We start from the raw sequence: 21,385 nt of genomic DNA on the forward strand, positions 1-21,385 counted from the left end.
CAAAGTGTCCAAACGTTTTTCCGTGCTGGTTCAATATATCGCGCCCAAACAGGCGTTGACTGCCTTTGCTGGCAAATTAGCGCATGCTCAGGCAGGCTGGCTCACCACGGCGGTGATCCGCTGGTTTGTTCAACGGTATCAGGTCAACATGGCTGAAGCTGCCAACCCGGATATCAGCAGCTATGCAAGCTTCAATGATTTCTTCACGCGCGCGTTGCGTCCAGGAGCACGCCCACAGGCAAACACAAAACTTACCTGCCCTGTAGATGGCGCCATCAGCCAGTTTGGATTTATCACAGCAGACCAGATATTCCAGGCAAAAGGACACAGTTACTCCACAACCGCCCTCGTTGGCGGCAACAAGGACATCGCCGCCCAATACCAGGATGGCAGCTTTGCCACCATTTACCTCAGCCCTAGGGACTATCACCGCATCCATATGCCATGTGACGGCAAGCTACTCAGCATGACCTATGTGCCCGGTGACCTGTTCTCGGTCAACCCGGCAACGGCAGAAGATGTTCCCGGCCTTTTTGCACGCAACGAACGTGTGGTATGCGAGTTTGCAAGTACGCAAGGAAATTTCGTCCTGGTATTGGTCGGCGCCACCATAGTGGGAAGCATGGCAACAGTCTGGCATGGCATTGTGAACCCGCCACGGCCGGGCAAGATCAAGTCCTGGGACTACCGTGGGCACAATATCTTTTTGAAACAAGGGGAGGAAATGGGACGATTTCTGCTGGGCTCCACTGTCGTACTCCTGTTTCCGCAAACTGATGCAGTGGCATTCAACCCATCCTGGGCGCCTGCGCGTACTGTCAGGCTGGGCGAGGCCATGGCAACCTCTCCACATGAGAATCAACTATAAAAAAACCGCCCCAGATCATTGCTGACCAGGGGCGGTTCCGATACGGCAAAAATAAGAAGGTTAACGAATAGGCGCACCCAGCTTATCCAGCAAATGATTGCGCTGCTGGCGGCGACGCTCTCCAAGATGGGACGACAGCTCCTTGAGCGCCAAGCGATACACGTCGCGCTTGAATTCAATTACGCTGTCCATCGCCACCCAGTAATCGCTCCAGCGCCAGGCATCAAACTCCGGATGTTCTGTCGCACGCAATGACACATCACTATCGCGCCCAACCAGACGCAACAAGAACCAGATCTGCTTCTGCCCTTTGTAGCTACCGCGCCATTCACGCTTGATCCAGTTGGTAGGCACTTCATAACGCAACCAATCGCGGGTCCTCCCGAGGATTTTCACATGCTCGGGACGCAGACCAACCTCCTCCATCAGTTCACGGTACATGGCTTGCTCAGGACTTTCGCCATGCTTGATACCACCCTGTGGAAACTGCCAAGAGTGTTCGCGGATGCGCTTACCCCAAAACACCTGATTGCGGGCATTACATAAAATAATGCCTACATTCGGGCGATATCCATCGCGATCTATCATGACAACATACCTCTTTAATTTGTCGTAATTCTTCCATATTTCGCCCCAGATTGAAAGGATAACCGCCTGATTACAGCGGGCAATCAGGTCAAAACCGGCCCAGGATCAAGCCTTGACGCTATTTGCACCGCGCCCGTATACTGCCAAGTCAACCTGAAGCAGTCCAAGCACGTTTAAAGATCATTGACAGAAAAACTCAACCTCCAGTGAAACAATTCATCATTCTCGTCATTACTGCGATTTTTGCATTCAGCCTTTCCGCTGCCAGCGCTGACGAGGCCTACATCACCAACCAAGGTGACAACACTGTATCTGTCATCAACCTGACCAATCATCAAGTGGTTGCCACCATCCCCGTAGGCAAGTCTCCTGTAGGTGTAGCAATCTCTGCCGCGCTCAGCAAAGTGTTCATTACCAATGTGGATAGCCACTCGGTTTCCGTGATTGACACTAAAAACTACCAAGTGGTTGACTCCATTGACATCCCCGGTTCCCCCGTAGGCATCGCCCTTTCTCCTGACAGCAGCACGCTTTACGTCGCCGACTGGAATGACAATCGCATACTCATTATCAACACTGCAGACACCCAGCAGCGCCGTGAAGTCAGCATAGGCAAGGCGCCGGCAGGCCTCGCCACCAGTCCTGACGGCAGTAAACTCTATGTTGCAAACCGGGATAGCAACGACCTCGCCATCATCGATACCGCATCCCTCAAGATATTGGGCCGCATCGCCACTGGGGCGCATCCGTTCGGGGTAACCGTTGGGCCGGATGGCCAACACCTTTATGTAGTCAATGTGTATGAAAATAGCCTGTCCATCATTGACACAAACAACAATCAAAGCCGCGTTATCAAAGTTGGTGAGCATCCTTATTGTGTGACTGTCAGCCCTGACAGCCAATATGCCTATGTCACCAACACCCAGGCTGATACGGTTTCAGTCATCAGCCTCCAGCAAGACAAGGAAATTGCCAAGGTTCACGTCGGCGGTTTTCCGGAAGGGATCAACTACGATACTTCCACCAACAGGATTTATGTCGCCAACTGGTTCGACAACTCGGTTTCAGTGATAGACGCCAGCAGCAATAAGCTTATCGAAAACATCCCGACAGGCAAGCAAAGCCGGGCTTTCGGTCAGTTTATACTCAAGACGTCACATTGATCAGGACCTGCATAGCAGTTCCACTTTTTAGCTAAATACATGGAGAACTATAGATGAAGAAATTACTCGCCCTGCTGGCTATCGGCATGCTGCCGCTGACTGCCGCCGCCCACGGCCCATCGCCACAAAAGGTAGAAAAAACCGTCATCATTGATGCCAGCCCCGACAAGGTCTGGGCATTGGTCAAGGATTTCGGCAATTGGCAAAAATGGCATCCGGCAGTTGAAAGCACCAAACTTGAAACCAAAAAGAACGAAGCAGGTGAAGAGGAAACTTTGCGCCTCCTCACTCTCAAGGGCGGCGGCACCTTGCTGGAAAACCTGAAGAGCCTCGATGAAGAAGGCAAACAACTCAAGTACGGTATTGTTGAAGGCGTACTGCCAGTGGCTGACTATTACTCCACCATCTCGGTCAAGGCTGTTGAAGGCGGAAAGGCTGAAGTCAAGTGGATGGGCCGCTTCTACCGCGTGTACAAGCTCAACCCGCCAATTCCTCCAGGCCAGGATGACAAGTCTGCCCTGGATGCAATCAATGGCGTCTATGACGCTGGCTTGGCCAACCTGAAGAAAGTTGCTGAAGGCAAATAAATGACCCGTCTTGTCACAAACTGACAAAATTTGTCAGTTCCAAGCAATAAAAAAGCGGTGCTTCAAGCGCCGCTTTTTTATTGTTCACAAAAAATCACTTTAAATTCAAACAGTAAAAAAATCCTACAGAAACTGGCACGCTCATTGCCATATGTTTAGCATGCGGTTTCCACTGAGGCCGTAACCACTTAAACTCACTCCAAAGGGGATTAATAATGAAGAAAGTACAACAAGGTTTTACGCTGATCGAACTGATGATTGTGGTAGCTATTATTGGTATTTTGGCAGCGGTGGCTATACCTAATTATCAAAACTATACAAAGAAAGCAAAATTCACTGAAGTAACACAAGCCACCCAAGCACTAAAAACAGCAGTGGAAGTTTGTGCACAAGACATAGGAACAATAACTGGATGTAGCGGTGGATCTAATGGCATTCCAGCAGATATTGCTAGTGATGTTAGTCCATATGTTGCATCACTCGCAACAGCTAATGGCGTAATTACTGCTACAGCCAAAACAGCAAATGGCCTAAATGGTGAGACATATACTCTTACACCAGTCTTTGACGCTGACAAAGGAATTTCTTGGACAACAGGTGGAACATGTAAGACCAACTCCCCTCCAATTTGTAAGTAATCTAACCTTCGCAATCCTTAAGCCCCGGGTATCCGGGGCTTTTTATTGATGCCAACGCATAGGGCGCAATAACCAACGGACATTGCGCCATACAATACACGCAGAAGACAGGCCATGATTATCTGGCCTGTCTCCTGTTTCTTTTATCACCATATGGCAATACATCACCTACTCTAATGGCGAAGGTATCCATCGCCATTTCGCATTCCCTTTTGCAGCACCCGTATATTGAACCCATACCCCAGCAGAATAATTGCGGCAGCGGAACTCCTGCGGCCTGTGTGGCAATAGGCAATATAAGACTGTGCCTTGTTCAATTGCCCAACAAGGCTGCGTAATTCATGCAATGGTGCATTCACGGCCCCTGGCAAGTGCTGGTAGGCATATTCGGCCGGCAACCTCACATCCAGCCAGATGGCCCCATCATTGATCATTTGCTCGGCTTCCGGTACCGAAACCTTCGCCAACAATGGCTCTTGCAATAACTCAATGAAGTCTTCCTTGCTTAATCGCAACAGCATGCCATCAGCTTTCATGGACACGGTGGCATTACGCCTGTTGTTGGAAACCAGCGCCTCTTCCCCAAAGGCAGAGCCTGCTTCCAACTGTGCAATCAGCGCATCCGGCTGGCTGGGCACGGACCGCCGGCTAACCAGGGCTGTGCCGCTATCGATGAGATAGTAATAATCCCCCTCTTCCCCCTGCCTGATGACAACTTGCCCGGCTTTCACCGGCATAGGTTCCATCCTGCGGAACATTTCCTCAATATTGGCAGGCGGCAGGCGGCTGAACAGTCCATTTTGCAATTTTCTGGCACTGAACACCTCAGTGTCCTGCATCCATCTGCCACTGCCATGGCTGACTGCAGCCAACGCAGGTGGAGCACTATTTCCATAACCGGCGATCTGGTCCCAGGTCATCATGATATCCAGCAGGTCGGTGTCTATCCGCACTATCTGGATTTCGGTCAAGGCAATGGTATCTTTCACGGGCAAGGAGCCACAGCCCACTGGATACTTGGCTGCTTCACTACCGCCACGCAGTATCTTTTTGCTTCCATCCACATAGCGCAAACCCAGATCACCCTTTAGCAGGTAAAGCACTTGCGGGCTTTTCACCACATTCATGCGCAAAGGGTCTATATCCTGATTCACATGCTCAATGAAGCACAAGCCAGCCAATTCTTTCAAGCGGCCTTTGGAAAGGGCAAGGATAGGCTCGAGTTGTAGAAAGAATGATTCCAGATTGTTCATGTTTGACCAGGCTTATAAATGAATGACCTGCCCCTGCTGCAAGCGGGCCGGATTCAAAGGGTGATGGCAAGCGGCAATTTCCTGCATGATGATGTCGCCCTCGCCAGGTTTGAGGTGAGTAATATAAACCTGAGGCCTGCCATGTAATTGGTCCAGCCCTTCAAGCAACAGGGATGGGCACAAATGTCTGGAAACCCAGGCCAGTTCAATTTCCGCATTGCTGAAAGAGGTTTCTATAATCAAACAGGCAAGGTTCCCCACTTGATTCACTTGCTGCCAGAATGCATCGCAACTGGTTGTATCCCCGCTGAACGCGATACTCTGGACTCCGTTATCAAGCAAATATCCAACGGCAGGCACTGAGTGATTGGCCGGCAAAGCCGTAATCACCCGACCATTCAACCCCAGGGCCTTGCCAGGCGATAAAGGCTGATATTGCAGGAACGGGTGTTCTTGATGCGGGATTTGGTTGAAGTCCGGCCATATGTGCCAATTGAAAACATGCGTTTTCAATACTTCTATTGTTTCAGGCAGGGCATGCACGGTCACAGGCGCTGATCGCCTGCTCATGACACTGTCCAGCAGAAAAGGCAGGCAGGCAATATGGTCCAGGTGCGAATGTGTCAGGAAAACATGGTTAATCGCGGCAAGTGCTTCCAGCGAAAGATCACCAACGCCGGTGCCAGCATCAATCAGGATATCGTCGTCAAGCAACAAAGAGGTTGTTTGCAATCCCTGGCCTATGCCGCCACTACAACCGAGCACTGTAACCTTCATTTATCCTCCTTGCTTGCCTTCAAAATTGATACCCCCTATCAATAATGCTGCTGCAACCCATCCAACTTTCACATCATAACGGCTATGGTGCCGGACTCAAAGACAAGAACAGGAGGCCAATTTGCACCCAATAAACTCATTTGCCATTGCGCCTGGCTCGCTATCCGCCTTCAATATTCCGCCTATCACAAAAACCATGGGGCTATTCAATATCAATGAATCAGAGAACCTAGAGCCAGGCCAATTGGCATCATCAACCTGGGAAATTCAAGGAAATATTCCCATGCAAAACCCCTGATATGCATGTCCAAGTTACAACATCATGGCAAAATACCACATTCACGATTCAAAACACCCTTATGCAATTACTAGATTTTATTGAGATTTCCTCACAAGAACCCATCCGCCACAGCATTATCTGGATGCATGGCCTGGGGGCCGATGGCCACGACTTTGCTCCTGTTGCAAGAGAACTGGCCTTGCCAAATACACGCTTCATCTTGCCGCATGCACCAGTGCGGCCAGTCACGGTGAATAACGGTTACGCCATGCCGGCGTGGTACGACATTTATGGTTTTGGCCCTAACTTCAAGCAGGATGCCGAAGGCATTGCTGCAAGCCAAAAGCAAATCGAAGCATTGATTGCCAATGAAGCGAAGCGCGGCATTCCAGTCAACCGCATCGTGCTGGCAGGATTTTCACAAGGAGGTGCCATCGCGCTGCATACGGCCTTGAGATATCCAGAACCTCTTGCCGGTGTACTGGCCTTGTCTACCTACCTGCCGCTGAGCGAGCAACTTGCTGCAGAATGCAACCCCGCCAACAAGACGTTGCCTATTTTCATGGCTCACGGAACATTGGATAACGTGATCACGCTGGATAGATATCAAGCATCAGCCGAATTTCTGCAAGCACAAGGGTATCCGCTGGATTTACATGAATATTCCATGCCGCACTCGGTTTGCATGGAAGAAATCAATGATATCCGCACCTTCCTGCAATCCAGGCTATTACAACATCCATGAACTTAATCATGGTCTCTCAGGACCGTTAGGCGTAAAATAGCGCCAATTTTCCATCAATTCCGGGGCACCGACATTTGACCAAACATCATGATTTTGCTACGGTTCCGTCCCTTCAGCGGTTGGTTTCATGAGTAAAAAAGCACAAACGGAACAACAAGCCAGCATGTTTGAGGCCTTGAGTTTTGAAGACGCAATGGCAGAACTTGAGAGCATTGTCGGACAAATTGAGTCGGGCCAGTTGCCACTTGAGCAATCTCTGGCAGCTTATAAACGCGGCTCGGAATTACTGCAACACTGCCAGAAATCACTGGCAGAAGTTGAGCAGCAAGTGCGAATACTCAGCGAATCCAACCAGCTACAACCCTATACCGATACCAAATGACTGATTTTCAAAGCTGGGCTCGCCATACGCAACAGCGCATGGAGCAAGTACTGGATACCTTGTTACCCGCCTCTGATATTGCGCCACAAACACTGCATGAAGCAATGCGCTATGCAGTGCTGGGCGGCGGAAAGCGTGTGCGCGCATTGCTTGCCCACGCGGCAGGCGAACTCTGCGGCGCTCCCATGGAAAAAGTGGATATCGCCGCTTCAGCTGTCGAGCTGATCCATGCTTATTCCCTGGTGCACGATGACATGCCTTGCATGGACGACGACGACCTGCGTCGCGGCAAACCTTCCTGTCATAAGCAATACGACGACGCCACCGCATTGCTGGTTGGCGATGCCTTACAAACCTTGGCATTTCAATCCTTGGCAACTCCCCAGCTTTGCACCTTTCCAGAACGTCAACTGGAGATGCTAAACCTGCTTGCCATTGCCAGCGGCTCACGAGGAATGGCTGGGGGGCAGGCTATAGACTTGGCGAGTGTAGGCAAAGAGCTGGATCAGTCAGAGCTGGAATATATGCATATCCATAAAACCGGGGCATTGATTCGTGCTGCCGCACTGCTGGGCGCACATTGTGCTGATGATGTGGATGCCGAGCGCCTCAGTGCGATCGACCACTATGCACAATCGATAGGCCTGGCTTTCCAGGTAGTGGATGATATCCTGGATGCAGAAGCTGACAGCGAGACCCTGGGCAAGACAGCCGGCAAGGATGCGGACAGCAACAAACCGACCTATGTCACGATTCTTGGCATAGACCGCGCCAGACAACTGGCACAAGAGCTACTGGAAAATGCGCTGGCCCCCCTTGCAAGTTATGGTGACAGTGCCATCCGCCTGCGTCAGCTAGCCCAATTCATTACACAACGTAGCTTTTGAGCGGACTCAATATGTATGCACTGCTAGAAAGCATTAACTCACCCGATGATTTGCGCCAGCTTGATCGCAAAAAACTGCCTGAACTTGCCCACCAGCTACGTGAATTCCTGATTAACAGTGTCGCCCAGACGGGTGGGCACCTGTCATCCAACTTGGGCGTGGTAGAACTCACGATCGCCCTGCATTACGTCTTCAACACGCCTGAAGACCGCGTGGTATGGGATGTGGGCCATCAAACCTATCCGCACAAGATACTCACTGGCCGCCGGGAGCTGATGGAAGGGTTGCGCAAGCCGCAAGGCATTGCTGGCTTTCCTCGCCGCACAGAAAGTGAATACGACACTTTTGGCACCGGCCATTCCAGCACCTCCATTTCCGCAGCATTAGGCATGGCGGTAGCCGCACAGAAAACGGGATCTGATCGCCGGTCCATCGCCATCATTGGCGATGGCGCGATGACAGCTGGCATGGCTTTTGAAGCCTTGAACAATGCAGGCGCCATGGATACCAACATTCTGGTGATCCTGAATGACAATGACATGTCCATTTCTCCCAATGTGGGCGCACTCACGAATTATCTTGCCAAGCTGCTTTCCGGCAGGCTTTACACCACCATGCGGCGCTCCGGGGAAAAAATGCTGGGCGTGGTTCCGCCAGTGCGGGAATTTGCCAAGCGTGCAGAAGAACATGTCAAAGGGATGATGACGCCAGGCACCCTGTTCGAGGAGTTTGGATTCAACTATATCGGCCCTATCGACGGCCACGATATCGATGTGTTGATTGCCACCCTGAAAAATATTCGCGAACTCAAAGGTCCGCAGTTCCTGCATGTCGCCACGCAAAAGGGGCATGGCTACCGGCCTGCGGAAGACAACCCTGGAAAATACCATGGTGTTGGCAAATTTGATCCCAGCAACGGCTGCTCCATCGCCAATACAGGCAAAAAAACCTACACACAGATATTCAGCGACTGGCTGGTCGACATGGCCGCTGAAGACCGACGCCTGATCGGCATCACGCCAGCCATGTGCGATGGTTCCGGCCTCAATGCCTTTGCCGAGCAATTTCCTGAGCGCTTCTATGATGTTGGCATCGCAGAGCAGCATGCGCTGACATTTGCTGCAGGCATGGCCTGCGATGGATTGAAACCGGTGGTCGCAATCTACTCCACTTTCCTGCAGCGTGCCTATGATCAGTTCATTCATGATATTGCCCTGCAAAACCTGCCTGTGATGTTTGCAATAGACCGTGCTGGCCTGGTGGGGGCAGATGGCCCCACACATGCGGGCAGCTTTGACCTGAGTTATCTGCGCTGCATCCCCAATATCATCATCATGACACCCAGTGATGAAAATGAATGCAGGCAGATGCTATACACCGCCTACCGTCATGATGGGCCATCTGCTGTGCGCTATCCACGCGGCAGTGGTCCTGGGGCAGTCATTCAAGAAACCATGCAGGCCATTGTCATTGGGCAGGGTGAGCTTCGCAGGCCAGGCAGCAAAGTTGCCATCCTTGCCTTTGGCAGCATGTTGCTTCCATCCTTACAGGCAGCCGAACAGCTGGATGCCACTGTTGCCAACATGCGATTCGTCAAACCATTAGACAAAGCATTGGTGAATGAATTGGCCACCACTCATGAGTTGATTGTCACTGTTGAAGAAAATGCCATCATGGGCGGTGCTGGGGCTGCCGTGATGGAAGCCTTGCAGGAGCTGGGGTTGGAAACGCCCATCCTTTGCCTTGGCCTGCCGGACGAGTTTATTGAACATGGTGTGCATGAAACCATGCTTGCAGAATGCGGTCTTAACGCAGACGGCATTGCAGCTGCAATTGAGAAAAGATTAACCAAGTAGTATACTCAACTATTACCGAATACAACTTTTAGATTTCCAGGATCCACATGAACCAGCCCTCCATTCCTCCCATTGAAGATGTGCAGAATACCCCGGACACCCGGCAGCTTGCCATTGACAAGGTAGGGATCAAATCAATACGCCACCCGGTGAAGGTAAAAGACAAGACCGGTGGTGTACAGCATACTGTTGCTACATTCAACATGTATGTCTTCTTGCCGCATAATTTCAAGGGTACCCACATGTCGCGTTTTGTTGAGATTCTCAACATGAACGAGCGCGAGATCTCGGTGGACTCCTTTGAAAGTATCTTGCGCGCCATGGTTGAGCGCCTGGACGCGGAGTCCGGCCATGTGGAAATGAGCTTTCCATACTTCGTCAACAAGGCAGCCCCTGTTTCCGGTGTTGAAAGCCTGTCTGACTATGAAGTGACTTTTGTTGGCGAGATCAACAAGGGCAAGTACGACATTACCGTCAAAGTTGTGGTACCGGTAACCAGCTTGTGCCCGTGTTCCAAGAAAATCTCTGATTATGGTGCGCACAATCAGCGCTCACATGTCACCGTGACTGCCCTGATCAATGACTTCATCTGGGTGGAAGACATCATCCGCCTGGTGGAAGACCAGGCATCTTGTGAGGTCTATGGCCTGCTCAAGCGTCCTGACGAGAAATATGTGACCGAGCGCGCCTATGACAACCCCAAGTTTGTTGAAGATATCGTACGGGATGTAGCAGCACAGCTGAATGCAGAGAAGAAGATCGATGCCTACACTGTGGAATCAGAAAACTTCGAATCCATCCACAATCATTCTGCTTATGCACTGATCGAGAAAGACAAGCGCAAGAATTAACAGATATAAAACACCGCAATAAAAAACGGCAGCCCAGTCTGCCGTTTTTTATTGCCCATGTCGCGGATCAATATTTCTTGGTCAGTGTCAGAGCAATGCCATCGCGCTTCATCTCGACCCGGTTCAATGCACTCATGCCAAGCAGAACAACCGCCGGAGAACCACCCTCCATCACGATTCCATCCACCTGATGCAGCACCAGGCCATTCAGCTTCACACTATTGATCACCACCCGATAAGCCTGGGCAACTCCATTGGCAGTCTGCACGGAAACCGGCACGCCTTTCTTGTAGTCGATCTTGGCATAGCGCGCATCGCCACTATTCATCACAATGGCAGAGGCCCCGGTATCCACCAGAAACCTGAGGGTTACGCCGTTGATCTGACCCTCGGAAAAATGGTGCCCGGCTGAGTCAGCATACATGGTGACACTGCCACCACTATTGACTGTCCCAGCTATCGAAGCAACAGACACGGCCTGCCCCATTTCCAGCTCACGTCGGCGGCCTTCCACTTCGAGCACAGCCTTATTGCTATCTGCCGATATCAGCCTGATGCCTTCAGTCGTCACATCATTCTCGGACAAGGTCTTGGGCTTGCCACCGTTGATCACGAGTATGGCCTTGCCATGAAAAAGTCCAACCACATTGATCTGGGTTTCCGCCAGCGCAAACTGTGGCAACAGACATGACAGCAATCCTACCCATCCCCACCTCATCGCGCCTCTCCTAGTCTTTCCGCATCATGAACATGAAAAAGATAAACCCGAGCATAGCGCAGAGTGCAGATGCAGTAAATGTCCAGCTTGGGCCTATGCTATCCCAGGCAAAACCGCTAATCACAGCCCCCATGGTCCCTCCTACCCCATAGGAAATGCTGGTATAGAGCCCCTGCCCCTTGGATTGGTGCTTCCCCTTGAAATATCGATGGGTCAAGGCCACGGCCGCCGCATGATAAGAGCCGAATGTTGCTGCGTGTAATATTTGAGCCAATACAATCAACCACCAGACATCCACTGCCCAGCCTATGACAAAAAATCGCACAAACGCCAGAAAAAGGCTGCCCAGCATGATGCGACGCAATCCAAACATCGCTGTCAATCTTGGCATGTTGAGAAACACAAGAATCTCGCATATCACGCCTAATGCCCATAGCCAGCCAACCACCCCCTTGCTGTAGCCGTGATCCACAAGATAAATCGAGTAAAAGGTGTAGTAAACCCCATGTGCGGCAGACATAGTGAAACATGCCGCCATCAGGGCCATCACTTCCTTGCGCCTGATGATGGCCCAGAGCGAACCCTCACTCTCCCGCTGCAATGTCACCAGAGGATCTGACAATCTCCAGGAAAGCGCCCATACCGCTCCCAATAGAATAAAAATTACCCACAGCAATGCAGCCATGCCGGCATACTGCAATGCATAGCCCAGGCCAACCACCGCACAAACAAAACCGATAGACCCCCAAAGGCGGATATGGCCATATCGATCAAGACGGTCACCCAAGTGACCGAGAGTCACTGCCTCAATCAACGGCAGAGAGGCGCTCCAGAAAAAACTCAGGGTTAGCATCACGGCAAAAAGCCAATAGAAACTTTCCCCGAAAAAGACGCCAAGATAAGCCAGCAGGCTGCAACCAGCCAGCCACTGGATAATGGGTACTCGATGGCCGCGCCGATCCGCTACCCACCCCCAAAGACTTGGTGAAAAGCTCCGCGCCACCTGAAACAACGACATGAGGATGGCAATCTGGAAGGCATTAAAGGACAGCGACTTGAGATATAGGGTCCAGAAAGGCGTAAACGCACCCACAAAACCAAAATAAGCAAAATAGAATCCGGATAACCGCCAGTAAGGGAGGGGAGTTTGCACAATATCTTTCAGCAAGAAAAAAGGAAGCGCATCAGCGCTTCCTTCAATCGGGAGACTCTGGAGCCCGCCTGCATCTATATCTTGACGGTATCAACCGCCACATCTGCATTCTGTCCCCGGTGACGCAGTGCATGGTCTATCAGTACCAATGCCATCATGGCCTCTACGATAGGCGTCGCACGTACCCCTACACAAGGATCATGGCGGCCGGTAGTCTGCATCTCAAGCGCGGCACCTTGCTTGTCTATAGAATGACGCAGCTGTGGAATACTGGAAGTCGGCTTGAATGCAACATGTGCAACCAAGTCCTGCCCGCTGGAAATACCCCCCAGCACGCCACCCGCATGATTGCTGGCAAAACCATCTGGCGCCAGCTCATCGCTATGCAACGATCCCCGTTGGGCCACACTGGCAAACCCATCGCCGATCTCCACCCCTTTAGCCGCATTGATACCCATCATGGCATAGGCAATATCGGCATCCAGCCTGTCATAAACCGGCTCACCCCAACCAACAGGCACGCCCTGGGCTACGACAGTAATGCGCGCCCCGACGGAATCACGCTCATTGCGGATTTTGTCGAGGTAAGCCTCAAGCTTAGGCACGATATCGTTATCCGCAGCGAAAAATACATTCTCGCGTACGGCATCCCATGAGCGGAATGGAATCGCAATCTCGCCCAATTGGCTCATATAGCCACGAATATTTACGCCATAGCGCTCCTTGAGCCATTTTTTGGCAATGGCACCAGCGGCCACGCGCACTGCGGTTTCCCGTGCGCTGGAACGCCCCCCGCCACGATAGTCGCGTATGCCGTATTTCTGCCAGTAGGTGTAATCCGCATGCCCGGGACGGAAAGTCTCGGCTATCTTGCCGTAATCCTGGCTGCGCTGATCCTGATTGCGGATCAGCAGGCCTATTGGCGTGCCAGTGGTTCTGCCCTCAAACACGCCTGAGAGGATTTCTACCGTATCCGGCTCCTTGCGCTGGGTCACATGACGTGAAGTACCCGGCTTGCGCCTGTCCAGCTCCTGCTGAATATCCTCAACGGATAGCTCCAGTCCCGGCGGACATCCGTCGATCACCCCGCCTATGGCCGGGCCGTGGGATTCGCCAAATGAAGTCAACGTAAACAGGGTACCTATGGTATTGCCGGACATGGGCCGTCTCTTTTAATCAATATTGTTCGGAAGTAATGCGCGAGTTTAACATATCTGTTTTGCGAATTTTGCCAGCAATGGCCTTGCAGAACAGCCATAGACGACTCTTACAGTATAATCACGCTATGCTTTTCCAGGCTCCTGGCTCTATCCCATCCAGGGTATGCGCTCCCACAGCGTAGCGAATCAAGCGGAGGGTAGGAAAGCCAATATTGGCTGTCATCCTGCGTACCTGGCGGTTCTTGCCTTCACTGATCTGCATTTCCAGCCATGTAACAGGAATTGCCTTGCGTTCACGGATCGGAGGGTGGCGTGGCCATAATCCGGCAGGCTCATCCATTCGCCTTACCTTGGCCGGACGGGTGACAAAGTCGCCCAGATCCACTCCTTGCCTCAATGGCTGCAAGTCAGCATCAGTAGGATCTCCCTCAACCTGTACCCAATAGGTTTTGAATTCTTTGTGCCTGGGATGCGATATACGGTGTTGTAGCACGCCATCATCGGTTAAAATGAGCAGACCTTCACTGTCAGTATCCAGCCTCCCTGCAGCATAGACTTCGGGGACGGCAATATAATCCTTTAACGTCTCGTGTTTTTCATGTGGGCTGAACTGACAGATTACACCATAGGGTTTGTTGAATAAAATCAGCATCTTGATCTCTTGCAATAATTACGCCTGTTAACTCTATAGCGTTTGAATAGGATTGTTTTGAATGTCTACGAAAATTAATGTGCCAGCGCATGGCGAGAAAATCACCGTCAACGCCGACAATACGCTCAATGTACCCAACAACCCGATTATCCCATTTATCGAGGGTGACGGCATCGGCGTGGATATTACTCCACCAATGCAACATGTAGTGGATAGCGCTGTTGCCAAGGCGTATGGCGGCCAGCGTGCCATTGCATGGATGGAAGTATATGCTGGCGAAAAATCAGTCAAAGCATATGGTGATAACACTTGGCTGCCAGATGAAACCCTAAAGGCTGTCAAGGATTATGTCATTTCCATCAAGGGCCCACTGACCACCCCTGTCGGGGGCGGCATACGCTCACTGAACGTTACATTACGCCAGGAACTGGACCTCTACGTCTGCCTGCGCCCTATCCAGTACTTCCAAGGCGTGCCAAGCCCAGTCAAGCATCCGGAAAAAACCGATATGGTCATTTTCCGCGAAAATACTGAAGACATTTATGCCGGTATCGAATGGGCGGCCGGCACTGACGAAGTGAAAAAGGTCATCGGCTTTCTGAGCGACATGGGTGTACGCAAGAAAATCCGTTTCCCTGAAACGTCTGCCATCGGCATCAAGCCGGTATCTGTGGACGGCAGCAAGCGTCTTGTACGCAAGGCTATCCAGTACGCCATAGATAACAACCGCAAGTCCGTGACGATAGCCCACAAGGGCAATATCATGAAGTTCACCGAAGGCGGCTTCAAGACCTGGGGATATGAAGTTGCCAAGGAAGAGTTTGGTGCTGTAGAAATTGATGGCGGACCATGGTGCAAGCTGCCTAATGGCATCATCATCAAGGATTGTATCGCCGATGCATTCCTGCAGGAAATCTTGCTGCATCCAGCGGATTACGATGTGGTAGCTACACTTAACCTCAATGGCGATTATATTTCCGATGCGCTGGCGGCCCAGGTCGGCGGTATCGGCATTGCTCCTGGTGCCAATATCTCGGATACCGTTGCCATGTTTGAAGCTACCCATGGCACGGCGCCCAAGATTGCCGGCAAGGATATTGCCAATCCCAGCTCGCTGATTCTTTCAGCCGAAATGATGTTGCGTCACTTGGGATGGACTGAAGCAGCTGACTTGGTGCTCAAGGGTGTTGCCAGCGCAATCCAGGCAAAACGTGTGACCCATGACTTCTCATCGCAAATGGAAGGGGCTACCCAAGTGGGCAGTGCCGAGTTCGGCGCGGAAATTGTCAAACACATGTAACCCCCTCAACCGAGGACCAAAAATAAAAAAGGCCGGATTTCTCCGGCCTTTTTTATTTTGAAGACTATATAGTCATCAGTGAGCCAAGCTTAGGCCTTCTGGATATTAGAAGCCTGCTTGCCCTTTGGGCCTTCGGTAACATCAAATGATACGCGTTGACCTTCCTTCAGACTCTTGTAGCCAGCTTCTACAATTGCGGAGAAGTGTGCGAACAAATCGTCGCCACCATCGTCCGGGGTAATGAAACCAAAACCTTTGGAATCATTAAACCACTTTACGGTACCTGTTGCCATTTCATACTTCCTTGCTTAAAACATTCAAGGGGAGGCGACCCCAAAAGTTTGTACTTCAAGAATTTAAGTCGGTAGTTGCCGGCTACAATGCACTCGAATTCCAAACGCCTGAACGCGTTTTTACGTGGGTTATTCGAATAAGTCAAGCGCTTTTATAGGTTAATTTGCATTTTTACCGGATTTTCATAAAAAAACATAGAGAATAAATGCCAGCTGCGATGGATGGGTGCTTTACAAAAAAAATGCCAGCATGCATCATCAATGCCTAATTATTGATTGGATTTTGCGTGATCATGAAGGGGTCGGCTGAATACTGATGGCTGCTGTGACTTTACCAAGCAAGTTAGGCGGACTTGCGCGCATGCTCATTCACCAAAAGCTGCTTAGCGAAGATGAGGCCATTGCACTACAATCTGCAGCCGTCAAGCACCAGAACTCCTTTATTGCCCAACTCCTGCAGAGCAAGCGGCTTTCCCCTCTGCAAATCGCCGAAGCCGCTTCCCACGCTTTCGGCTTCCCGCTATTTGATCTGAATGCATTAAGCCAGGACTACCTTCCTGCCAAGGGCATCAATCCCCAACTGATGCGCAGCAGCCGTTCCATGGCATTGCATAACCGCGGCAATAACATGTTTGTTGCCCTTTCAGACCCCACCAATTTGCATGCGCTGGATGATGTCCAATTCCAGACCGGGATGACACTGGTACCGATCATTGTTGAAGATGACAAACTGGGCAAGTGGATAGACAAAATTGTCGAGGCCAGCGACACCACCCTGCAGTCCCTCTCCGATGATGATGATTTTGGACTGGAGCTGGCGTCGGAAGAAAAGAGCAATGAGCCTGATCCAGCAGCCGCTGAAATTGACGATGCCCCTATCGTCAAATATATTCATAAGATACTGATGGATGCCATTAACATGGGCGCATCAGACCTGCATTTCGAGCCTTATGAAAAATTCTTCCGTATCCGTTACCGGGTAGACGGCATATTGCGCGAAATCGCCCAACCGCCATTGGCCATCAGGGAAAAGCTGGCCTCGCGCATCAAGGTCATTTCCAACCTGGACATTTCTGAGAAACGGGTGCCACAGGATGGACGCATGAAACTGGTGCTATCCAAAACACGCACCATTGACTTCCGTGTCAGCACATTGCCCATGATCAATGGCGAGAAAATCGTCATGCGGATTCTTGATCCAAGCAGCGCCAAGCTCGGTATTGATGCCCTGGGATATGAACCCGAGCAAAAAGAAGCATTGCTGCATGCGGTCAGTCGTCCTTATGGTCTGGTGCTGGTAACGGGGCCGACCGGTTCGGGGAAAACAGTCTCCTTGTACACCTGCCTCAACATTCTCAATGACCCTGAGGTCAATATTTCCACCGCAGAAGATCCAGCAGAGATTCCCTTGCCAGGTGTCAACCAGGTTAACGTCAATGACAAGCAGGGCCTGACATTTGCCGCAGCGCTCAAATCATTCCTGCGCCAGGATCCAGACATCATCATGATTGGTGAAATTCGAGATCTGGAAACCGCCGATATGGCGATCAAAGCTGCCTCTACCGGACATATGGTGCTTTCCACCCTGCACACCAACGATGCGCCATCAACACTGACACGCCTGGTGAATATGGGAGTGGCACCCTTCAACATTGCGTCGGCTGTTTCTCTCATTACTGCGCAACGGCTGGCTCGCAAGCTATGCCCGCATTGCAAGCAGCCCGCTGATATTCCGCGAGAAGTCTTGCTGAATCTTGGCTTTCACGAAGAAGAACTGGATGGCAGCTGGCAACCCTATGAACCCAAGGAGGGCGGATGTGATCTGTGCAATGATGGCTACAAGGGCCGGGTAGGCATTTACCAGGTAATGCCGGTATCCGATGAAATGAGCCGTATCATCATGAAAAATGGCACATCGCATGACATTGCAGACCAGGCACAGAAAGAAGGAGTCAGGGATCTCAGGCAGTCTGGCCTGTTGAAGGTAAAACAAGGGCTTACCTCGATAGCAGAAATCGAAGCGGTCACTAACGAATAACGCGAAAGCAATACGATAGGAAGCACATGGCTGCCAAGGAAACCAAAGAGGTCACGTACTCGTGGGAGGGTACGGATAAAAAAGGCAAGCGCGTCAAAGGGGAGATGAAAGCGTCGGGTGAGGCTTTCGTCAAGGCCACTCTGCGTCGCCAGGGCATCAATGTTCTCAAGGTATCAAAACAGCGCGGCTTCAAAAGCGGGGGCAAGGTTACCGACAAGGATGTCACGCTATTTACCCGCCAGCTTGCCACCATGATGAAAGCTGGCGTGCCATTGCTTCAAGCCTTTGATATCGTGGGCAAGGGCCACAGCAATCCGGCTGTGAGCAAGTTGCTGGGCGACATCAAGGCTGACGTGGAAACCGGCAGCAGCCTGAGCCAGGCATTCCGGAAATATCCACTGTATTTCGATAACCTGTTCTGCAACTTGGTCGGTGCAGGCGAGCAGGCAGGTATCCTAGACTCCCTACTTGACCGTTTGGCCTCGTATAAGGAAAAGATTCTCGCGATCAAGAGCAAGATCAAGTCTGCCCTCTTCTACCCGGTTTCGATTATCGTCGTGGCATTTGTCATTACTGCGGTCATCATGATTTTCGTGATCCCTGCATTCAAGGAGCTCTTCAGCAGCTTCGGGGCCGACCTACCTGCACCAACACTGATTGTGATGTCCATTTCCGATTTCTTTGTTGAATACTGGTGGGCCATTTTCGGTTCGATAGGTGGTGGCCTGTGGTTCTTTTTCTACACATGGAAACGTTCCGAGAAAATGCAATCCACGATGGACAGGCTGCTCCTGAAGCTTCCCTTATTTGGTGAGCTGATCCGCAAAGCCACCGTTGCCCGTTTTGCGCGCACGCTTTCCACCATGTTCGCTGCGGGCGTGCCCCTGGTTGAAGCCCTGGACTCAGTAGCAGGAGCTTCCGGTAACCGCGTTTATTTTGATGCCACCAAGAAAATCCAGAGTGAAATCAGTACGGGTACCAGTTTAACGGTAGCGATGCAAAATGCAGAAGTGTTTCCCAACATGGTGTTGCAGATGGTAGCCATCGGCGAGGAGTCCGGTGCATTGGACTCTATGCTGTCTAAGGTTGCCGATTTCTATGAAGGTGAAGTGGATGACGCAGTAGAAGGATTATCCAGCCTGATGGAGCCTATCATCATGGTGGTATTGGGTACATTGATCGGTGGCTTGGTGATTGCGATGTACCTGCCGATATTCAAGATGGGACAGGTAGTCTAGTTGCAAGCTCACACGATATTGAGCTTGCAGTAATTATTTCTTGGCACTTGCCGCACCGGCCATGGCTTTTTCAATATCCTTGGCCGGATAGGCGCCCAGCATGCGTTTGCCATCAGCAAATATCAAGGTGGGGGTGCTGGTTACATTCATTTTCTTGCCAAGTTCGGCAATTTTCTCTATGGGTGTATCGCAGGTACCTTGCGCCTTGGGGAGCTGTCCATTCAATACCCAATCCTGCCAAGCCTTGGAACGGTCAGGGGCACACCAGATAGCCCTGGATTTGTTACCCGCATCAGGATGCAGTTGTTCCAGTGGAAAGAGGAATGTATAGATGGTCACATCCGTGATACTGGTCAGCTCTTTCTGCTCCAGCCGCTTGCAGTAGGGACAGTCGGGATCTGAAAATACGACCAGCTTCTTGCTGCCATTACCCTTGACCACCTTGATTGCCTGATCCAGTGGCAATGCGGAGAAATCAACACGGGTCAGCTCATCCAGCCGCTCGCCAGTAATGTCCCGTTTGGTTTTAGGTTCCACCAGCCGGCCTTCGGCAATCAGGAAGCTGAATTTGTCGTCCGTATAGACAATCTGTCCATCGAGAAACACCTCATAAAGCCCGGCATAGGGTGTCTTGACTATGCTATCCACCTTCACTTTTGGATAAGTGGCTTCAATTGTTTTTTTCAGGCTCGCCTCATCTGCACATGCACTGCTTCCCAACAGGGTAGCTACCAGCACAGCAATCCACTTCTTCGACATACTCGGCATAAATATCTTTCTCAATTCAAATAATAGCTTGTTGTATCAGGTGCTTCTTCAGTCCAGCATGCATATTCACCTGCTGTAATCCCCAGCTCCGCAGCTTCTTGATCCATGGCTGCTCATGCGCAAACAGGCCATGCAAGCCGTGGGTCACGACACGCATCGCCATCATATCTCCTTTGCGCGCTCGCTCATACCGGCGCAAGGCAGCGATATCTCCGGGCATACGCACCGGATTTGGCGCCCCTAGGGCACTGGCAAGGGCCACAATATCCCGAAATCCCAAATTGACCCCCTGTCCGGCCAGCGGATGTATCTGGTGCGCAGCATCCCCCACCAAGACCAAACCTGGCTTGACCAGTGCCGCAGGGGTTTGCAGCAGGAGCGGAAAAGCGGCAGGAGCAGTAATCAGGCGAAAATCTCCCAGTTGGTGCTGGCCGGCAGCGGCGACCTCCTGTGCAAAAGCCACGGCATCCATTTGCATCAACTGCTCAGCCTTGGCATTGGGAGCAGACCACACCATGGAAATTCGCTTACCCGGAAGCGGAAGCCAGGCCAGTATCTCCTCGTCCAGAAACCATTGCCGCGCGCGAAACTGATGAGATTGCTGGCATTCAAAATTAGCAACCACCCCTTGCTGCGCATAGTCGTGTCGCTGGCTTGTGATATCTGCCTGATGACGCAGCCATGATCCGCCGCCGTCAGCAGCCACAAATAGACTGGCATACCACTGCTTGCCAGCCGTATCCGCAAGTACTGTGCTGCCTGGATGAAACTCCACTGCCTCACACTCAATACCGGAAAAACGCGGGACATCCAGCTCATGCAGCCGCTGATGCAAGGCATGCTGCAAACGCCCGCCTTCAACTATCACGCCCAGATCGGGCAGGCTGGATTCATAGGCATCAAATTCCAGGGAAGCCTTTGTGCCAGCCCAGATATCCATGTTCCTGATCGGGCAGCAGCGTGCTGCATCGAGTTTGGCCCAAACCCCCAAGCTTTGCAGCCATGCCACATTGCCAGGGCTGATGGCATAAATCCGGCTATCCCAATCCGGACTTACATCCTTGTCAGCATGACCACGATCAATCATGGCCAAACGATAGCCTTGCAGCGTTAAAGCTACAGCGCAAGCGGTGCCAACCAGGCCACCGCCCACGACAATAATGTCAAAACCTTGGTGATCAGTCGTCACG

The 21,385-nt window shown here is 51.5% G+C and carries 22 protein-coding genes; 12 read left to right on the forward strand and 10 right to left on the reverse strand.

All coding sequences use genetic code 11. The annotated features are described in order from the left end of the window. Nucleotides 1–4 precede the first annotated feature (4 nt). On the forward strand, nt 5–868 hold the full coding sequence (gene asd, locus LG200_RS10605) for an archaetidylserine decarboxylase (protein WP_226757603.1): 864 nt from the start codon (nt 5–7) through the stop codon (nt 866–868). 60 nt (nt 869–928) lie between these two features. Here asd and LG200_RS10610 read toward each other — a convergent pair whose 3' ends face one another. Beyond that, entirely contained in the window at nt 929–1,456 is a 528-nt protein-coding gene (locus LG200_RS10610) for an RNA pyrophosphohydrolase (RefSeq protein ID WP_226757604.1), read from the reverse strand. 206 nt (nt 1,457–1,662) lie between these two features. Here LG200_RS10610 and LG200_RS10615 point away from each other — a divergent pair, with 206 nt between their 5' ends. From LG200_RS10615 to LG200_RS10630, 3 genes are all read left to right on the forward strand, one after another. Continuing rightward, the gene (locus LG200_RS10615; protein ID WP_226757605.1) at nt 1,663–2,619 is read left to right on the forward strand and encodes a YVTN family beta-propeller repeat protein; all 957 of its coding nucleotides are present in this window, start codon (nt 1,663–1,665) and stop codon (nt 2,617–2,619) included. 53 nt (nt 2,620–2,672) lie between these two features. Beyond that, nucleotides 2,673–3,206, forward strand: a complete 534-nt coding sequence (locus tag LG200_RS10620; protein ID WP_226757606.1) for an SRPBCC family protein — start codon at nt 2,673–2,675, stop codon at nt 3,204–3,206. Between the two features lie 215 nt (nt 3,207–3,421). Further along, a complete protein-coding gene (locus LG200_RS10630; protein WP_319004558.1) occupies nt 3,422–3,844 on the forward strand; it encodes a pilin in 423 nt (140 codons plus the stop codon). A gap of 173 nt (nt 3,845–4,017) precedes the next feature. On the opposite strand, the gene LG200_RS10635 is transcribed toward LG200_RS10630, so the two are convergent. Both LG200_RS10635 and LG200_RS10640 read right to left on the reverse strand, forming a co-directional pair. Beyond that, complete coding sequence (locus LG200_RS10635; RefSeq protein WP_226757607.1) at nt 4,018–5,097, reverse strand: cyclic nucleotide-binding domain-containing protein; 1,080 nt, start codon at nt 5,095–5,097, stop codon at nt 4,018–4,020. Between the two features lie 12 nt (nt 5,098–5,109). Further along, complete coding sequence (locus LG200_RS10640; protein WP_226757608.1) at nt 5,110–5,874, reverse strand: MBL fold metallo-hydrolase; 765 nt, start codon at nt 5,872–5,874, stop codon at nt 5,110–5,112. Between the two features lie 359 nt (nt 5,875–6,233). Between LG200_RS10640 and LG200_RS10645 the strand changes: the two genes are divergently transcribed. The 5 genes from LG200_RS10645 to folE2 all read left to right on the forward strand — a co-directional run bounded on the left by LG200_RS10645 (nt 6,234) and on the right by folE2 (nt 10,875). After that, the gene (locus tag LG200_RS10645; RefSeq protein ID WP_226757609.1) at nt 6,234–6,899 is read left to right on the forward strand and encodes an alpha/beta hydrolase; all 666 of its coding nucleotides are present in this window, start codon (nt 6,234–6,236) and stop codon (nt 6,897–6,899) included. A gap of 127 nt (nt 6,900–7,026) precedes the next feature. Continuing rightward, on the forward strand, nt 7,027–7,281 hold the full coding sequence (locus LG200_RS10650; protein ID WP_226757610.1) for an exodeoxyribonuclease VII small subunit: 255 nt from the start codon (nt 7,027–7,029) through the stop codon (nt 7,279–7,281). After that, the gene (locus LG200_RS10655) at nt 7,278–8,168 is read left to right on the forward strand and encodes a polyprenyl synthetase family protein (RefSeq protein WP_226757611.1); all 891 of its coding nucleotides are present in this window, start codon (nt 7,278–7,280) and stop codon (nt 8,166–8,168) included. Before LG200_RS10650 ends, LG200_RS10655 begins: the two co-directional genes overlap by 4 nt. A gap of 11 nt (nt 8,169–8,179) precedes the next feature. Beyond that, the gene (gene dxs, locus LG200_RS10660) at nt 8,180–10,024 is read left to right on the forward strand and encodes a 1-deoxy-D-xylulose-5-phosphate synthase (RefSeq protein ID WP_226757612.1); all 1,845 of its coding nucleotides are present in this window, start codon (nt 8,180–8,182) and stop codon (nt 10,022–10,024) included. A 47-nt stretch (nt 10,025–10,071) separates the two neighbouring features. Beyond that, nucleotides 10,072–10,875: a GTP cyclohydrolase FolE2 gene (gene folE2, locus LG200_RS10665; protein ID WP_226757613.1), complete on the forward strand. Its 804-nt coding sequence runs from the start codon at nt 10,072–10,074 to the stop codon at nt 10,873–10,875. 67 nt (nt 10,876–10,942) lie between these two features. Here the strand turns inward: folE2 and LG200_RS10670 are convergent, their stop codons facing one another. The 4 genes from LG200_RS10670 to LG200_RS10685 form a co-directional block, all read right to left on the reverse strand. Further along, nucleotides 10,943–11,593: a retropepsin-like aspartic protease family protein gene (locus LG200_RS10670; RefSeq protein ID WP_226757614.1), complete on the reverse strand. Its 651-nt coding sequence runs from the start codon at nt 11,591–11,593 to the stop codon at nt 10,943–10,945. A gap of 10 nt (nt 11,594–11,603) precedes the next feature. After that, a complete protein-coding gene (locus LG200_RS10675) occupies nt 11,604–12,746 on the reverse strand; it encodes an MFS transporter (RefSeq protein ID WP_226757615.1) in 1,143 nt (380 codons plus the stop codon). A 74-nt stretch (nt 12,747–12,820) separates the two neighbouring features. Then, entirely contained in the window at nt 12,821–13,906 is a 1,086-nt protein-coding gene (aroC, locus tag LG200_RS10680; protein WP_226757616.1) for a chorismate synthase, read from the reverse strand. Nucleotides 13,907–14,024: 118 nt separating this feature from the next. Next, nucleotides 14,025–14,558, reverse strand: a complete 534-nt coding sequence (locus LG200_RS10685) for an rRNA large subunit pseudouridine synthase E (RefSeq protein WP_226757617.1) — start codon at nt 14,556–14,558, stop codon at nt 14,025–14,027. 61 nt (nt 14,559–14,619) lie between these two features. Between LG200_RS10685 and icd the strand changes: the two genes are divergently transcribed. Then, the gene (icd, locus tag LG200_RS10690; RefSeq protein WP_226757618.1) at nt 14,620–15,858 is read left to right on the forward strand and encodes an NADP-dependent isocitrate dehydrogenase; all 1,239 of its coding nucleotides are present in this window, start codon (nt 14,620–14,622) and stop codon (nt 15,856–15,858) included. 89 nt (nt 15,859–15,947) lie between these two features. Here the strand turns inward: icd and LG200_RS10695 are convergent, their stop codons facing one another. Continuing rightward, entirely contained in the window at nt 15,948–16,151 is a 204-nt protein-coding gene (locus LG200_RS10695; protein WP_011480361.1) for a cold-shock protein, read from the reverse strand. Nucleotides 16,152–16,467: 316 nt separating this feature from the next. On the opposite strand from LG200_RS10695, the gene pilB reads away from it, so the two are divergent. Together pilB and LG200_RS10705 are read left to right on the forward strand one after the other, a co-directional pair. After that, nucleotides 16,468–18,189 (forward strand): type IV-A pilus assembly ATPase PilB, encoded by a 1,722-nt coding sequence (gene pilB / locus LG200_RS10700; protein ID WP_226757619.1) that lies wholly within the window; start codon nt 16,468–16,470, stop codon nt 18,187–18,189. 26 nt (nt 18,190–18,215) lie between these two features. After that, on the forward strand, nt 18,216–19,427 hold the full coding sequence (locus tag LG200_RS10705) for a type II secretion system F family protein (protein WP_226757620.1): 1,212 nt from the start codon (nt 18,216–18,218) through the stop codon (nt 19,425–19,427). Between the two features lie 33 nt (nt 19,428–19,460). Here the strand turns inward: LG200_RS10705 and LG200_RS10710 are convergent, their stop codons facing one another. Beyond that, nucleotides 19,461–20,186 carry a DsbC family protein gene (locus tag LG200_RS10710; RefSeq protein WP_226757621.1) on the reverse strand — a complete coding sequence of 242 codons (726 nt, stop codon included), beginning with the start codon at nt 20,184–20,186 and terminating at the stop codon, nt 19,461–19,463. Nucleotides 20,187–20,211: 25 nt separating this feature from the next. Next, a complete protein-coding gene (locus LG200_RS10715) occupies nt 20,212–21,384 on the reverse strand; it encodes an FAD-dependent monooxygenase (RefSeq protein WP_226757622.1) in 1,173 nt (390 codons plus the stop codon). Nucleotide 21,385: the final 1 nt, after the last annotated feature.

This window comes from Methylobacillus caricis (assembly GCF_020532705.1).
Classification (GTDB): domain Bacteria; phylum Pseudomonadota; class Gammaproteobacteria; order Burkholderiales; family Methylophilaceae; genus Methylobacillus; species Methylobacillus caricis.